This window comes from Streptomyces sp. YKOK-I1 (assembly GCF_054660435.1).
This window is the reverse complement of record NZ_BAAGDR010000001.1, coordinates 3,248,746-3,264,499: the sequence shown is the minus strand read 5'-3', so window position 1 is coordinate 3,264,499 and position 15,754 is coordinate 3,248,746. Positions and strand designations below refer to the sequence as shown.

Here is a 15,754-nt window from a genome sequence, read left to right as displayed (position 1 = left end):
CGGTTATTCCCCCCGCTTTCCGGTGATCAGGTACGTGATGTCGCGGCAGAACTTGTCGAAGGACGGTGAGTTGGCTCGGGCAAGGTCGAGATCCATGTCCTGGGTCAGGGCAGGTTGGTCCACGCGGGGGCGGTATCGGACCCCGTCGCGCCGGTGGTGGGTCAGCCAGCCCTTGCAGTCGCGCAAGGTCTCGCTGTTGGCCGGGACCTCCAGCTGTTCGGCGAGACCCGCCCGGCCGCCGAGGGAGGGTGCTGATGCGAGGAACCACGCCTCGAACTCCCGGTTCGCCAGTACGACGGCCGTCCGGCGGTTCGGGCGGGTGGCTTCGGCCCTGGCCAGCAGCGAAGGCCCGAGGCTGGCCGGGCAGTCGTCGTCGGCGTCGATTACGACGAGGATCCCGCCCGGGTGGTCTGCGGGTACGCGTCGAGCCTGGGCTTCTACGGCGTTTTCCACGCCGCCCTGCCGGACGAGTCGGCCACGGTCGACCAGGAAGGGTTTCAGGATGTCCGCGTCCCAGATCTCCGCCTCGTACATCAGCCGCCGGAGGAGTACGGGCAGTGCGCTGATCTCGCCCTCGCCTTCCACGACTGAGGCGATCGTGACCCTCGGCTGGTTCACTCCTCACCCTCCGGCTGCTCGTCCGGGCGGGCTGGGGGTTCGAGGACTGGGCGCAACTGGTCGGAGCGCAGCAGTTCGGCCGTGGTCGCTAGGCCGTCGGCCACGATGGACCGGCTCACCGGGTCCACTTCGCCGATCACTGTCACCCCGTGCTCGGCAGCGACCACGCGGATGGCCGACAGGTCGGCCTCCTTGCGGTCGAACAGCTCCGCGCTCTGCGTGGTGGCAAGGACCTGTACGTGCTCACTCGCTTCCGTGAGCGCGTCGTAGAGGGCGCCGGCCGCGAGCGGATGCAGGGCGAGTTCGGGTTCCTCGACGGCGATGAGCGGAATCCAGCCGTCGCGGGCATCTTGCTGGAAGAGCGCAGTCAATAGGCCGATGGCGCGGATGGTCCCTTCCGACATGGACTCGGCCCGGAAGATGTGCGGTTCGGTGTCGCCGTCGGTGGCGAAGCTGATCCGCGCCGCGATGTAGTCGGCGGAGGGGTCTGTGGGGCCGACTTCTACGACTCCGGGCACGATTGCCCCGATGTACTGCGAGATGCGCTCCCGCTGCCGCTTTCCGAGCGCGGCCAGTGCCGGGCCGAGACCGCTGCCATCTTCCTTCATCGTCCCGGCGGTTGGAATGTTGGGGCGGGCCGCACGGAGGTTGGACAGATCAGGGTTGTAGAAGAACATATCCGCGAGAGTCCCGTGAAGTTTAAAGAACGGCTCTGCGTCAGCCATTCGTGAAAGCTCCAGCCGACTCTGACGACGTCCCGTTTCCGGGCGGTCTGGCACCTCGAATCGCTCGGCGTCAGTCCCGCTCTGGTCGCCAGGGCGACTCATTTCGCAGAACTCACGCTGGACACGGACATCAGATCCTGAGTATCGGCCCGACCTTGTAGCGGCCGCCGACGCGAGAGTGATCTCGTACGACCCCACCCATGGCTTCCTGTCGTGGGGGAACGGTGGCAGGTAAAACTCCAGACCGATCGTGCAGGAGGTCGCCGGCTCAGGGACCCGGCGCACAACCTCCTCCCACCCGCCACGCGCCGCTACGGCCTCGGCCGGACCGTCCAACAGTGCGTCGCGGACGAAGCGCAGGGCGTCCAGGAAGTTCGACTTGCCTGCGGCGTTCAGTCCGAGCAGCACGGTGAACGGGCCGAGAGCCACGTCGCAATGGGCGATGGACTTGTAGTTGTCGACGCGGACACGGGTGATGAGCGGCATCGGGGAGTGGGGCGCGGCGGGGCTCATGGCGCGATCATTCCTCGATCCCACGTCCGCTGGCGGTGGACACGTCGATCTGGCCGGTGACGGCGGCGGTGATCAGGGCTTGGCGTCGCTCAGTCAGGAGGTCGATTTGACGCGTGATGGCCAAGCGGAGCGTGTTAACTTGCTCACGGCTGCGATTAGCCTTGTCGATAAAGTCTCGCTGCTTCGGCAGATCGGCAACAGGGATGGGCCATGCTTTGACCTCGTCGAACCGAATATTGGCCATCGATTGTGAGGCCCCATTCGACGTTGCAGAGCAGAGAGATCGGATTCGAGTTCCCCGGGCCACCGTTGCCACGTATTCCGGATCCAAACCGTTCCGCAACCGGATGCGGAAGATCTTGTCCGAAAGTAGCAACTTGCTTCGTACCTTGGGGACCACGGCCGTAGACCCAACCAATTGAGGTGTGTTGGCCCGCGTGATGAGCAAGTCCCCCTCGTGTACTTCACTGCGCTTCATCGGCTGCTCGGAGGTAGGGAGGCGCTTATTTTCATGGGCGAGAAATTCTCCCGGACGAAGGCAGCTCACCTTGAGTACGCCCCATTCATCCTCGCCGGCAGGGACGGCATCGCATTGTGGGCTAGTTCCTTGGTCGACTCCCCAAAGAAAACGACGAAGCGGTACCACTCCCGACAGAGCGATCTGTTCGTCGATGGCAATGTCCAACTGTGCGGCTTCACGTTCCTCTAGTCGAATCACGATCCTGCGCTGTAGTGAGATCAGCCGCTCGACACGTCCGGTTTCGGCGTCGAGGAATTGGGTGATGCGGCGCTGCTCGGAAGGCTCGGGCAGGTTGACAGTCACTTCTCCCAACTCTTCTGCGTTGAGATGTGGCTGAGCTGCCCTCCCCTTGGCGATGTCCATCTGTTGCATCACGGCGGAACTGAGTAGACAGTAAGCCAGATATCGAGGTTCCACCCGTGCTGGAGTAATGCGTAGATCGTACCCCGGTGCGCTCCCTGCCCACTCATCTGTAATGAGAGCGGAGTCGCCAGTATAAGCGCCACTTCGAACGACCAAGATCTCACCAGACCTGAGCAAGGGGGCGCGATCCAGTGGAAGGTCCTTCAGAGATGCATAAATCAACCCGGTTTCGCTAATTTTACCCCTGTTGATATTTGTGGCCCGCAGGATAGGAACGCCTGATTCGCTCAATCGTGGTGGCTGGCCCAAGCCATAACCAACTTGAGCCAAGTGCTTGATGCGGAAACGGGGCCAGTTAGCAGTGGGAGTTTTCACTGAGTCACCTCACCCAACAGTTCCTGGATCTGGGCCTCAAGCTCCTTCAATTCCCCGTCGATCTCAGCCAACGCCCGCGGCGGATCGTACACATAGAAATGCCGCGTGAACGGAATCTCGTACCCCACCTTCGTCTTGCCGTGGTCGATCCACGCGTCCGGAACATGCGGCAGAACCTCCCGCCGCAGGTAGTCCTCCACGTCCACGTCCAACGGCACGTTCTCGTAGTCCCGCAGCTCCGGATCCGGCTCCGGCTCACCTTTGACGCGCTGGACCTCGCCCGCCGGGTCTCGGACGCCGACCACCTCCCGCAGCGCCTTGGCGAACGGCGCACCCGTCGGCCACAACGGGCCGGCCGCGACGACCGCGTCCTTGAGGTCGATCCACGCGTCGGACTTCGTCGTCCAGGACTTGCCGACCAGCGGGCGCAGCGCCTCCGTGAACGCCTCGGCGTCCGTGACCCTTCCAATAGCCTTTGACGCGGTGATCGCCGCCAGCGTCTCCTCCGTCACCTCGAAGCGGAGCTTCAACGGCCTTTCGACGGTGATCCGGTGATACCCGAAGTCCTGGTTGCGGAAGACCTTGATCTTCCCGGCGCGGTCGGCCAGGTCGTGGCCGCCGCCCCTCTCCGCCGCGTCAACGACCGCCAGCGCCTCCGTGTAGAGCCGCGTGATCTCGGAGATGTGCTGCTCGCCCAGTTCCTTGCGCTTGTCGCCGAGCGACTTACGCATCTTGCGCCAGTAGTCACGCGCGTCCAGCAGGACGACCTTGCCGCGCCGGTCCCTGGCCTTGCGGTTGCTCAGCACCCAGAAGTACGTGGAGATGCCGGTGTTGTAGAAGAGCTGGTCGGGCAGGGCGACGATGCCCTCCAGCCAGTCCTTCTCCAGGATCCACTGCCGGATCTTGGACTCACCGGACTCGGCCGCCCCTGTGAACAGTGGGGAACCGTTGAAGACGATCGCGATCCGGCTGCCGCCTGCCCCCGACGAGTCCACCGGCTTCATCTTCGAGATCATGTGCTGGAGGAAGAGCAACGAGCCGTCGTTGATGCGCGGCAGGCCGGCGCCGAACCGTCCGCTCTCACCCAGGCGTTCGTGTTCGTCCTCGACGGCGTCCTTGACCTTCTTCCACTCCACGCCGAACGGCGGGTTGGCCAGCAGGTAGTCGAACGTGGTGGGCGTGTTCTTGTCCCTCTTGGAGTCGTCGCTGCTGAAGCCGTCGTCGCTGAAGGAGTTGCCGAACTTGATGTTCTCCGGGTCCTGGCCCTTGATCATCATGTCCGACCGGCAGATGGCCCAGGACTCGGGGTTGAGTTCCTGGCCGAAGACCTTGACGGTGGCGTCCGGGTTGTGGGCGGTGATGTACTCCTCGGCCGCGCTGAGCATGCCGCCGGTGCCGCAGGCGGGGTCCATGACCGTGCGGACGGTGCCCGGCAGGGCCAGCGCGTCGCTGTCCGGTGCGACGAGCAGGTTGACCATCAGCCGGATGACTTCCCGGGGCGTGAAGTGTTCACCGGCCGTCTCGTTGGACTGCTCGGCGAAGCGCCGGATCAGCTCCTCGAAGACGTAACCCATCTGGTGATTGGTGACGATCTCGATCGGCTTGCCGTGCTCGTCGAGTACGACATTGCCGTCCGCGTCCCTCTTCACCGGCCGCAGGTCGAGGTCGGCGAACCGCCCGACCACCTGGTACAGCAGGTCCGCCCCGGCCAGCCGCTTGATCTGCTGGGCGAAGTCGTACCGCTCCAGGACTTCCCGCGCGTTGGGGGAGAAGGCGCCGTAGTACTCGTTGAGGTACTTCGCCGCGTGGGAAGCGTCGCCCGCGATGGCCTTCAGCGTGTAGGTGCTGGTGTTGTAGAAGCTGTGGCCGGACGCCTTGCGCAGGAAGCGGTCGGGGTTGATGTCCTGGCCCTCGTAGTGGGCGGCGACCTCCAGGACCTTGTCCTTGGTCGGGGCGAGGACGCACTCCAGGCGTCGCAGCACGGTGAACGGCAGGATCACCTTGCCGTAGTCGGACTGCTTGTAGTCGCCGCGCAGGAGGTCGGCGACCGACCACGCATGGTTCGCCAGTTCCGTGTGCTTACTGCTGTTCAACGCTGTCCTTCCGGGGTTTCGCCGTCCCCGTGGGACGGAGAGGTCAAGTCTGGCCGTTCGCGGTGCCGGGCCGTACGTTTCACGCCGATCCGTGACCGTGCGGCAACAGCGCGCCGCCCGTGAGTCCGGTGCTGAGGAGACGCGTGACGTCCTCGGCGGCCTGGTCGGCACGGCGGGCGGCGGTACGCAGCTCGTGCAGGCGGCGGAACGCGGAGCCGTAGCGCTGCTGTTCGGCGAGTGGGAGCAAGGGAACGCGCAGTCGTCGAGGGTCCACTCGAACGATGGATGTGCCGGTGGCTGCGGCGTTGACGTTCTGCTCCGCTGAGAGGAACCCGGCCAGGAACCACGGGTCGAGACGACGTTGATCCGGGCGGAAGAGCAGCAGATGGGGTCCGAGGAGACAGCCTGTCTCGCTCGGCTCGACAACCCGGGCCACGGTGTCATGCCCCACGCGGAGCGTCTCTGTGAGCAGCACGTCACCAACCTGGATCAAGGGGAGGGCGGCACCGATGGGAAGATCCGCTTCCGTTCCGGAGGCGGGTTGGTTCTTCACGACGTCGGTAGCCGTGAGCGTCGGTCGTCCGCCGAGTTCTGGTTCGGGCCGCGGTAGTGGTTGGCCGCTACGAGTCCGGCGGCTTCCGGCCGCGGTGCGATGCAGACTGAGCGCGCCGCCGCGCAGAAGATCCGCGACCGTCGCCGTACGCCAGTCGCGGGGGCGGTCGTCGGCCGGTGGCCAGTCGCCTTCGGTGCTGAGGTCGGTCAGGTCCCTCGCGGCTTGGTGGAGTTGGCCGTACAACTCCGATGCCTGCCGGGCCAGTAGGGCAGGGCGCAGAGCTTGCCGGGAAGCCGTTCGGATGTGGCGGGCCGGAGTCAGGTCCACGGCCTCGTTGAGGAGGTCGGTGATCGGTACGGCGCCGGCGATGCCCGGGGTTCCGGTGAAGCCGTCCTGATCGGCGAGGTATGGCCGCCACGCCGAGAGCACGGTGTCGTCGACGGCGGCCCAGTCGAGATCCCGATTCTCGAAGGTGGCCGCATCGACGAGCAGAACCGTCCCCGGAGGTTCAGCCTGCGGATCGGGCTGTTCGAGCACCCACAGGTGCAGGCCGATGTGGAGTGGGGTGGCCGCGCCCTGGGGAAGCGCGACGACCGCCCGGAGGGCTCCGTCGCGTACGAGCTGAGCCCTGATACGCCGGCCGGCGGTGCGCTCCGCGACCGCGGGCGGCATGAGCAGTACGGCACGGCCTCCGGGCGCGAGGTGGGCCAGACAGTGCTGGATCCAGGCGAGTTCGGGCTCGCCTTTGGGTGGTACGCCGTAGGCCCAGCGTTGGTCGTACGCCAGGTCCTCGTGCCCCCAGTCACGGACTCCGTACGGAGGATTGCACAGGACGGCGTCAGCGGTGAGGCCCTTGAAGGCGTCCGAGCGCAGGCTGTCGCCCGCACGTACGGTGACGGCGGCGTCAGGGGCGCTCAGCCGGAGCCGCACTGTGGCCTGCGCGGCCTGCGCGGTCAGGATGTCCTGACCGCACAGGCCGGTCGCGCCGGCGGATGCCGCAGCGGCGAGCAGCGATCCGGTGCCGCACGCGGGGTCGAGAACGGTCGTGGGGAAAGCGCCCGTGCTGTCGGTCAGGAGCCGGGCCATGAGGGAGGCCAACGGTCGCGGCGTGAGATAGGTGCCGGTGCCGCCCGTGTCCTCCAGCAGGCGTTCGGCAAGGACATCCGTCGCAGCCTCGGCGCCGTCCGTGACGACGTACTGCAACAAGGCCCTCAGCGGCCCGGCTGCCTCGGGGCCGTATGCGGTGTCCTCGGTTCCCAGGATGTCGTGGGCTCCGTCGTCCGCAGCTGATCGGACCCAACGCATCAGTGCGTCATCCCGCAGTTCGGGAAGGGCGTCGCTCTCTTTCCGGTCCAACTGGGCAGCCGCGAGTACTACGGGGAGCAGGCGCAGCGCCAGTTCGTCGTGGCCGGGGTGGGTGCGCAGCGCGGTGCGAAGCCGGTCCGCCGGCGTGTCCTCCGGAAGTTGTCCACGGGCGGAGAGCCAGGCGCGTACGGCGTCGAGATCGTAAGCGGGGCTGGCGTCCGTGCCTCCTGTAGGGGCGGGGAAGTCCGGATGCCGACGACGCCAGTTGCTCACCGTGGCGCGAGTGACGCCGGCCAGCCGGGAGATGTCGGCGGCGGTCACGAGGGCACTGGCCTGCTGGTTCATGGGCTCCTGCCGGGTGACGTGGGGGTGGGCGTACTGGACGGCTTCACTCTATACCGACACCCAACCGATGTGAAGCGTTTGACAGTGCTTTCAGTTGTCGCTCTACTGGTTGTGCTTTCACCTGGCTTCCCGGCTTCCCCGGGTCTCCCGGGCATCCCTATGCCCGCAACACGTCGATTCGAATGGAGCAGCACCATGGCCACCAGCACTTCCGGCACGTCCAAGCGCACCCTGTACCGGCTCACGGGTATCGCTCCCACGGTCGACGCGATGTTCGACGTCCTTGACCCGGCTCGGCTCGAAGCCGTTGACGCGGAGCTGCACTTCCCGGAGGAGCGGTTGGGCGTCCCGGCGCTGCTGGTCACCGGCAGCTTCGAGCAGCCGGTCGCGAGCTGGTGCGGCGAGATCACTCGCACGACCGGGTGCGAGGTGTCGCGGCCGGTGAACCGGTCGGCCGGGCTGCTGATGCTGTCGGTCGACGACGAGGTGTACGCCGTCGGTTACGACCAGGGCTTCCGCCTGGTGCCCGACCGGGTCAAGGACCGGCGGTTCGGGCTGAGTTTCGTGATCCGCAGGGTGGACCCCGCCCAGATCCGGGACATGGTCTCCCATACGCCGGGCGGTGGCCGGACCGACATCACCCTCGTGCCCGGCGGCGCTCCGGTCTGGAGCCTGGGTGTCCAGGAGCACGCGCAGATCGTGCGGCGGCTGGGCGGTCGGCTGGACGGACTCCAGCTGACGATCGCTCAGGACGACCGTACGAAGATCTCAAGCGTCGAGGGCGGCACCGGGCTGCGCATGCGCCTCGGAATCGACGCCGCGGACCTGGTCGCGGACATCCGGGCCATCGCCCGTGTCCTTCGGGAGGAGGCCCCGACTCCGGAACTGGAGTTCGTCGAGCACATCGTTCCGGTCAAGGACGAAGGCCTCGTCACGCAGTTGGAGGGGCGGCTCGACGACATGCTGGGCGAGCCGCCGGACGGCCGAATCGCGGTCGCCGTCCCGTCCGACCACTGGGACGACTACGGCGCCGCCCAGGCGTTCGCCATCAAGGTGCACAGCAAGGACGCCTACCTCGCCGACGACTTCAGCCTGGAGTACGTCCTCAACCGGGCCCGCGTGCAGAGGGCGGGAACGCGCTTTGCCGCGCTCCGGGACGGCACTGTCACTCTCCATGCGCACACCAGGGCGGAGAAGGGTGACGTCATCTGGACGTCGAGTGTGCTGCGCTGGATCGAGGCGGAGGTGGCGCTCGCAGCCCGCCGGTTCTTCCTGCTGGACGGGCAGTGGTACGAGATCGGTGAGGCGTATCTGAAGGCGATCCGTTCGCAGGTGGAGCGGCTCATCACCGACACGCCCTCGGTCGACCTTCCGGCCTGGGTGCTTGGGGACAAGGAGCGGGACTACAACGAGTCGGTGCCCGACCTGAGGCCCGGGTACGTCTGCTTCGACCGTGACAACGTCCGGACGGCGCTGCACCGGGGCAACGGCGTGGAGATCTGCGACCTGCTGAGCCCGGACGACGTCCTGGTCATGGTGAAGCGGGCCAAGGGATCCGACGCGCTGAGCCATCTGTTCGGCCAGGCCGTGGTCGCCGTGCAGGCCCTGCTGCACTCGCCGGAGGCCATGGACGGGTTCGCTCGAAAGGTGGCCGGGGCCCGGCCCGGCCGGGCTTTGCCGGACGGCTTCAGGCCGTCGAAGGTCGTATTCGCGATCCTGCTGAAGAGCGGGACCGACCTCACCGCCGACACGCTGTTCCCGTTCTCCCAGGTCACCCTCGTGCAGACGGCCAAGATGCTTGAGGCGTGGGGCGTCGCCGTCGAGGCCATCGGGATCCAGGCCACCTCGGTGCCTCCGAGCCGTGCGGGAATCCGCCACCTGGCCGCGTAGCGGGGCCTCACCCGGCACGTCCATGGGTGCTCAGGTGAACTCATGGACTCCGATGACCTGGTCAGGTCGTAGTTCATGATCGGGCCGGGGGCGGCAGGCAGCCGTCGATCAGGTCGGGCCGAGGGCGTCGCCGCGCTTGAGGAGCGACCAGACTCCTCGGCAGGGTTCGGCTCGCGAGCAAAGAGGACGTGGCTCGGGCCCAGCATCCGGCGTTCTTCCGGGATGCGGTCAAGTCGGGGGCAGAGACCTTGACGAGCGACGAAGTGGCGGTCGGGTAGAAGGCGTGTGCACGGCGCTGAGGGCGCCCCCAACGGGCGCCCTCAGCGTGTCATCCGTGTCAGCCGACGCTGCCGTACTCCACGGGGAAGTCCGGAGGCCAGGGCTGGGTGAAGTCGAACAGGGACGGGTCTTCGAAATCGCGTTTTGCCTCGCGCCACGCGGGCGCAGCGGATACGACGAAGCTTTCCCCGCCCGGTTCGATCATCCAGGTGAATGCCGCATCCCCCGCGGGGAGGTCATGGCGTTCTTTCAGTACCGCGAACTCCGCCTCCGACGCCGGACGGACGTGGATCCCCTTCGGATAGATGGGCTTGAGCAGCATGAGTTCCACATGTCCGAAGTACACCTCGACGCGGGTGTCCGTGTTGTCGACAGCGGTGTCGTCGCTGCGCAGCAGCAGCTGCCGGTGTGACGCCGCGAAGCTGACCACCCGGAACAGACGTCCCTCTCGTGCGAAATCCGGCATTCTCTGTGTTCTTCCTGTTCTTCCTGTTTTTGGTGTTCTCGGGTCACTGGGCCCAGTCCGGTTTCGGCATGTCCTTGATGAGGCTCGGCGCCTTGTCACCAGGCTTGGTGAAGTACCAGTCGACGGCTTCGAAGTTCCGGCGTCCGAGGATCACCTTGAGACGCAGCGTCGCCACTTCCCACGCAGTGCCGTTGTTGCTTCCGCGCTCGGCCACCTTCCGCCAGTCGCCGCCCACCAGTGGCTTCCCGCGCTCGACGAGCTTGTCCAGGGCTTCCGCCGCGGTCTTCGCGCCCGGGACACCGTCCAGCGAAATGCTCAACTTCACCGACTTGTTGTCCAGCGCCTTCTCGACGCCGGCCATCCAGATCGGACGCCCGTCGCTGTTGGGGGCCGCCTCACCGAGGATCTTGAGGTTGAACGTCCGTGCCCCGGGGCCGCTCAGGCCGCCGGTACCGCCGAGGAACTCACTGGCCAGCCTATCGGAGTACGGGTTGATCCCCAGAACGATGTGGTCGCCGTCCTTGACGAGGTTGTCGACGATCCCCTTGAGGCAGTCGTTGTGCACCAGGACCGGCGTCGACCCCGTGTACACGTAGTACGTGTGGTTTCGCGCGACCTCGAAGTTGAAGACGTCGACGGATCCCTTGACGACCGTGGTGCCGAGGACCTGTGTGGAGCCGCCGTCCCGCGCCTCGAAGGTGTCTCCGGCGCGCAGTTTGCCGGCCTCGACCCAGCCGCGGTCGCGTACCCAGAAGCGGTGCGAGTCGGTCGCTTCGACCTGGCCGTCGGTGGTGCTGATCCGGACCAGGGAGTCGACGGTCCGGTGGAACAGCCTCAACACCGGCTGCAGGGACTTCTTGCCCGTGACCTGGTCCTGCGACCAGACCCGGTCGCCGACCTTGATGTCCTCGATGGACTTGGGACCGTTTTCCGTCGCAACCTTGGTGCCGGCCGGGAAGCACTTGGTCAGCAGGAGCTTCGCGGTGATTCCCTCGATGGCGGCTTCGGTGAGGCCGGCGGTGCGCAGGGCCTTCCACGCCGCGTCGATCGCGATGCCGGTTCTCAGGGCGGCGTCGAGAGCCGTCACGGCGTCCTTGATGGCCTTGAAGGCGACGCTGCCGAAGACGAGGGTGGCGATGTCGAAGGCCGCCCAGCCGCAGTTGCCCCACGTTCCGCCGCCACCCGTGGTGATCCTGTCCCAGCAGCCGGTGAAGTTCTCGGTGAGGGCCTTGACGAACCCCTTGCCGACGGCGTCGTTGAACTCCGTCTGGGTGATCGTGTAGGTGACCTTCTGGGTCTGGGGCTTCAGCTCGATGGTGTCGAGGAAGAGGGTTTCGGAAGCGGGGCATCCGGACTGGGCATCCGGGATGTCCGTAACCGTGCACAGGTAGACATCGGCGAAGGGTCTGGAGGTGATGTTCGCGGTGATGACGCAGTCACCGACGTGAAGGATGACGTTGCAGTTCTCCTTGTGCAGGACATCCGGGTCGCCGACGGGTTCGACCCGTGTCCTGAAGAAGACGCCACCGACGCCGCCACTGCCGGTCGCGATCTCGTCGTTGCGGTTCTTTGTCTCCGTGCGCCGGGCTGTCTCCTGGGCTTCCTTGGCGTACGCGTCGGCGTCCTTCGCCGCCTGTTCCGCCTCCGTCGCCGCCGCATCCGCGCGGTCGGCCGCCGCTCGGGCCTCCTTGGCGTCCTGTTCGGCCTGGGCGGCTGCGGAGCGGGCCGCCTCGGCGTCGAGTGCGGCGGCGTCCGCGGAGTCGCGGGCGTCCTTGGCGTAGCCCTCGGCGCGTCCGGCGGCCTTGTCAGCGGCTGCCGCGTCGGCAGCCGCCTGGTTGTCGTACTCGATGGTGCGGGCCAGTGATGCCTGCGCCGCTGCCGCGGCCTTGGCGGCGTCGGCCGCGTAGCCGAGGGCCTCCTTGGAATAGGTGCGGGCATCGGCGGCGTACTTGGCGGCGTTCGCCGCGTGCTGGTACGCCTCCTTGGCGTCGCCCTTGGCCTGGTCGGCGAGGTTCTTGGCTGCGTCGGCCTCGGTGGCAGCGTTCCTGGCGTGCGCGTCGGCGACGGCCTGCTGCTGCTCGGCGATCGTCTTCGACGCCTGACCGGTCATCACGACCAGGCCGGCGGTGGAATCGGTGTCGACGTACGGGGAGCCGAGCTGGATCGCGTCATTGGCGGGGCTGGCGACCTGCCGGGCCGCTTCCCACGCTTCCACGGCCGCCCGCGCGGTGACGTGGGCGTAGCCTGCGGCCTTCGCCGCGGCCGCGACCGCGAGGCCGGCCTCCTTGTTGGCGCCGTTGGCCTCGGTCTTGGAGTCCTTGGCGTGCTTCTCGGCCTCGTCGGCGAGCTTGACCGCGGTCGCCGCCTCGGCGGCGGCGTGCTGGGACGCCTTGATGGCGTCCGCGGCGGCGCTGGTGGCGGTCTTCACCGCCGCGTCGGCCTTGAGCTTGGCCGCCTGCGCGGCATCCGCGTCCGAACGGGCCCGTGTCGCCGCCGCCTCCGCGCGCGTCGCCGCCGCGTCCGCGTCGGCCGCGGCCCGCGTGGCGGCGTCCGCCTCCGAACGGGCCTTCCGTGCCGCGGTTTCGGCGTCGTCAGCCGCCTTGTCCGCATCGTTCGCCGCCGTACGGGCCGCATCGGCGGCGTCGCCTGCGTCGAGGGAGGCGGCGTAGGCCTCCTTCGCATCCGCCTTCGCACGGGCCGCGTCCGCCTTCTGCTCGGCGTCCCACGCGTCGTCCCGCTTGGCCCTGGCCCGCTCCTTCGCCGCGACCGCGTCGTCGCGCCTGCTCCCGGCGGTCGCCTCGGCGGCCTCCGCCCTGTCCCTAGCGTCCTTGGCCTTGGTCGCCTCGGACTCGGCGTTGGTGCGGTGCTGGGCGGCCTCGGCCTGCTTGGCTGCGGCGTTCTCCTTCTCCGCCTTGGCCGTCTTCTCCTCGGCCTCCGCTGAGAGCCGCTTGGCGTGTGCGTCGGCAGCGGCCGCTCTGGCGTCGCTCTCGGCCTTCACTGCGACCGCAAGCTTGGCCTCCGCCGTCTCCTTGTCCTTCTTGGCGTTGTCGCGGTGCACCTTGGCCGCGTCCGCAGCCGCCTTGGCCTGGGCCTCCGCCGCCTCGACGGCCTTCGTGCGGAACTCCGCCGTCGACTGGGCCGCTTGCGCTAGGGCGCGCTGTGCGATGGTCGCGCTGTCCCCGGCCGAGGCGCGGGTCGCGGCCTCGGCAGTTTCGCCCGCCTTCGCCAGTGCCTGGAGCGCGGCAGCCGCACCCTTGGTGACCTGGTTCTTCTGCAGACCGACCAGCAGACCACGACCCCGCGGAGCGCCGTTGGTGTCGGCGATGCCGTACGCCGTCTGGAGCGCGGTGTCCGAAGCGGTCGCGGCCTTCTGGGCTGTCTCCAGCTGGGTCTTGAGGAGGGCGAGCTGCTTCTTCGCCTCCGTCTGCGCGGCGGTGACGTTGGCCTTGGCCTTGTCCACATCGGCCTTGGCCGGTGCGGTGCCCGTGTGGGTCTTGGCGACGATCCTGAACTTCTGCGCTGCAGACCCGTTGCAGGCCGACGACACGGCGTCCTTGCTGTTGTCGAATGTCGGCAGGTGCAGGCACTTGCCGGACGCCGCGTTCACCAGCGGACCGGCGCTGCGCACGTCGAACTTCCACTGCTGGGCCTTGGCGCTGCCGCAATCCCGGATCTGGATCTTCGCGCCGTCGGCGCTGTTGCCGTTCAGGACCTCGAGGCATTTGAAGGAGTTCGGGTTGACCAGGGTGTAGCCGCCGTCGTAGGAGCCCAGCAGCTGCCACTTCTGGGCAGCGCCGCCGTTGCAGGTGTAGACCTGGACCGGGGTGCCGTTGGTCTTGGCGCCCCCCGCCACGTCGAGGCACTTGCCGGTAGCCCCGGGCACCTGGATCTCCAGCTGGCCGTCACCGATCCAGCTGAGGCCGCCCTCGGTGTAGTAGTCCAGCCAGCGGGTGGAGTAGTCCGCGATCCACGACTGACCCAGCATCTTGCCCAGGGCGAAGGTGCCGTCCTGCAGCGACTTGGTGGCGGTGCTGCCGGCGGAGAGGATCTGCTGCCGCTGCGTGGCCTGCGAGGTGATCTCCTGCTGCCATTCGCGGGACGCCTGCGCCGCCTCCTTGCCGAGCACCCGGTCAGGGTCGATCGGGTTGTGCCACGAGCACGAAGCGAAGCGGGACTTCAAGTCCTCGACCGCGATGCGGAACTCCGGGGTGTCCGGCTCCGGTGCGGTCCGGGGGAAGCCCCCGGAGGCGAGGAAGATCCTGGCGTCGTCCTCGAACACCCGCGGAACGAACAGCTCGTTCGGGATGACGTCTCCGGAGTTCTTCTTCCAGAGCTTCCAGGCCTCCCGCTCCTCGCTCGTCCCACCGCTGGTGTACAGCGGGTCCCCGATGGCGAGGGCGGCCTTCTTGGTCTTGTCGTCCGCCTGCGGTGATGGGTCGTAGTACGGCGACATCAAGTCGACCGACTTGAAGTACGACTGGTAGAGCCAGGGGAGCAGTCCCGTTTTCTCGAAGACCTTCTCCGCTTCGGGAGAGCCGGGGAAGTCTTCCAGGCCGCTGATGGTCTTCTTCCATGACAGGTCTGTGTCCTGGGCCTTCTTCACCCAGGCGTCGGAGTCGTCACTGTCCTTCTGCCATGCCTGAGCAAACGCACCAGTGCCGTAGGTGCGGTCTGCCTTCTGATGCAGTTGGTCCGCCGGTAGCGGCAGGGAGGTGTTGGCCAGGCTGTACAGGTTCGGCCCGCCTCTGCGCAGGCCGTCGGCCATCAGGCACTGGTCCAGACGTAATTGCTCCGCTGCCTTGGTGTCGAACCCGTCGTAGGAGTCGGCGACTGGGCTGGTGCGCGGATCACGGTCGGCGGTCGGCTCCGGGTGCACCGCCATGGTGGCGAGGAGAGCGAGGGAGGTGAGCGGGACGATCGGAGTCGCCAGGACCGCCATCCATCTGGGTCGTTTGTCCTGTTTCCGTGCAGGTCTGCGCAACACGCGCATCCCTCTCTGTAGGGGGTGGCTGCTTCAGGCGCACTCCCAGGAGGGAAACGTCAGGCCCGCATGAGTTCTGGGACCTCGGGTTGTGTGGCGTTCCCCCCGTGGACACGCCGTTCACTCCGGGACAAGCGGACTGGTCAGGTCCTTCCGGGAGCGGACGCCACCATAGGCATGTCGATGATCCGCCAGGCAAGGACGTTATTGCACAGGGCAGTTACGCCTGGTAACGGTGATGCCTGTGAGGGAACTGGGTGGACGCTGTGTGAGGCCTGCGAGAACGCCTTATCGGCCTCTTGTCGAGTCGCTGGCCTTCCATACCGTCCGTGACGATGTGATCAGCGTCATAGGCCGATTGAGGCGTGGACTGGGCGAGAGACTTCGCCGCGCGGAGGGTCGGACTCTGCTGACCGGACTCGTTGATCCGCACCGTCTGAGTCTGCCGGCCAGCGTCGTGGCTGAGATCGGCTGCGGCGCTGGCCGCGCTCTCGCCCACCTTGCTGAGCGTGGCATCGCCGCCCGGGACGTTGACCTGTCGCCCATCATGGTCAGGAAGTCCATCACGAAGTGGACGGTATCGGTGCGGGGTTCGTGTGCTCCGAGGCGCCGGAGTACCTGACCGAGCGCGAGGAGGAGTACGGCGCGGTTTACTCGTTCCTCTTGTCCGCCGACGGCTCAGGCCCGGCGGTGTCTTCGTGTTCTCGCAGCTGCTGGCGATCGGGGGT

8 protein-coding genes are annotated in these 15,754 nt (G+C 67.2%); 1 reads left to right on the top strand and 7 read right to left on the bottom strand.

What is annotated here, in order from left to right:
• Nucleotides 1-3: 3 nt before the first annotated feature.
• The 5 genes from ACYQ8Q_RS14085 to ACYQ8Q_RS14065 all read right to left on the bottom strand — a co-directional run bounded on the left by ACYQ8Q_RS14085 (nt 4) and on the right by ACYQ8Q_RS14065 (nt 7,410).
• Complete coding sequence (locus ACYQ8Q_RS14085; protein WP_460064959.1) at nt 4-618, bottom strand: DUF4276 family protein; 615 nt, start codon at nt 616-618, stop codon at nt 4-6.
• Nucleotides 615-1,856: an AAA family ATPase gene (locus ACYQ8Q_RS14080; RefSeq protein ID WP_460064956.1), complete on the bottom strand. Its 1,242-nt coding sequence runs from the start codon at nt 1,854-1,856 to the stop codon at nt 615-617. The genes ACYQ8Q_RS14085 and ACYQ8Q_RS14080 overlap by 4 nt, the downstream gene beginning before the upstream one ends.
• A gap of 7 nt (nt 1,857-1,863) precedes the next feature.
• The gene (locus ACYQ8Q_RS14075) at nt 1,864-3,114 is read right to left on the bottom strand and encodes a restriction endonuclease subunit S (RefSeq protein ID WP_460064953.1); all 1,251 of its coding nucleotides are present in this window, start codon (nt 3,112-3,114) and stop codon (nt 1,864-1,866) included.
• Nucleotides 3,111-5,207 (bottom strand): type I restriction-modification system subunit M, encoded by a 2,097-nt coding sequence (locus tag ACYQ8Q_RS14070; protein ID WP_460064951.1) that lies wholly within the window; start codon nt 5,205-5,207, stop codon nt 3,111-3,113. Before ACYQ8Q_RS14070 ends, ACYQ8Q_RS14075 begins: the two co-directional genes overlap by 4 nt.
• Nucleotides 5,208-5,286: 79 nt before the next feature.
• On the bottom strand, nt 5,287-7,410 hold the full coding sequence (locus tag ACYQ8Q_RS14065; RefSeq protein ID WP_460064950.1) for an N-6 DNA methylase: 2,124 nt from the start codon (nt 7,408-7,410) through the stop codon (nt 5,287-5,289).
• Between the two features lie 195 nt (nt 7,411-7,605).
• Between ACYQ8Q_RS14065 and ACYQ8Q_RS14060 the strand changes: the two genes are divergently transcribed.
• Nucleotides 7,606-9,300 (top strand): TIGR04141 family sporadically distributed protein, encoded by a 1,695-nt coding sequence (locus ACYQ8Q_RS14060; RefSeq protein WP_460064947.1) that lies wholly within the window; start codon nt 7,606-7,608, stop codon nt 9,298-9,300.
• A gap of 337 nt (nt 9,301-9,637) precedes the next feature.
• Here ACYQ8Q_RS14060 and ACYQ8Q_RS14055 read toward each other — a convergent pair whose 3' ends face one another.
• Nucleotides 9,638-10,045 carry a hypothetical protein gene (locus tag ACYQ8Q_RS14055; protein ID WP_460064946.1) on the bottom strand — a complete coding sequence of 136 codons (408 nt, stop codon included), beginning with the start codon at nt 10,043-10,045 and terminating at the stop codon, nt 9,638-9,640.
• A 43-nt stretch (nt 10,046-10,088) separates the two neighbouring features.
• A complete protein-coding gene (locus tag ACYQ8Q_RS14050; RefSeq protein WP_460064944.1) occupies nt 10,089-14,984 on the bottom strand; it encodes a polymorphic toxin type 27 domain-containing protein in 4,896 nt (1,631 codons plus the stop codon).
• Nucleotides 14,985-15,754 lie beyond the last annotated feature (770 nt).

Bases quoted from the DNA above. Each gene is read 5' to 3' on its own strand.
- ACYQ8Q_RS14065 (WP_460064950.1), bottom strand. From the start codon at position 7,410: ATGAACCAGCAGGCCAGTGCCCTCGTGACCGCCGCCGACATCTCCCGG.
- ACYQ8Q_RS14055 (WP_460064946.1), bottom strand. From the start codon at position 10,045: ATGCCGGATTTCGCACGAGAGGGACGTCTGTTCCGGGTGGTCAGCTTC.
- ACYQ8Q_RS14050 (WP_460064944.1), bottom strand. From the start codon at position 14,984: ATGGCGGTCCTGGCGACTCCGATCGTCCCGCTCACCTCCCTCGCTCTC.
- ACYQ8Q_RS14080 (WP_460064956.1), bottom strand. From the start codon at position 1,856: ATGAGCCCCGCCGCGCCCCACTCCCCGATGCCGCTCATCACCCGTGTC.
- ACYQ8Q_RS14060 (WP_460064947.1), top strand. From the start codon at position 7,606: ATGGCCACCAGCACTTCCGGCACGTCCAAGCGCACCCTGTACCGGCTC.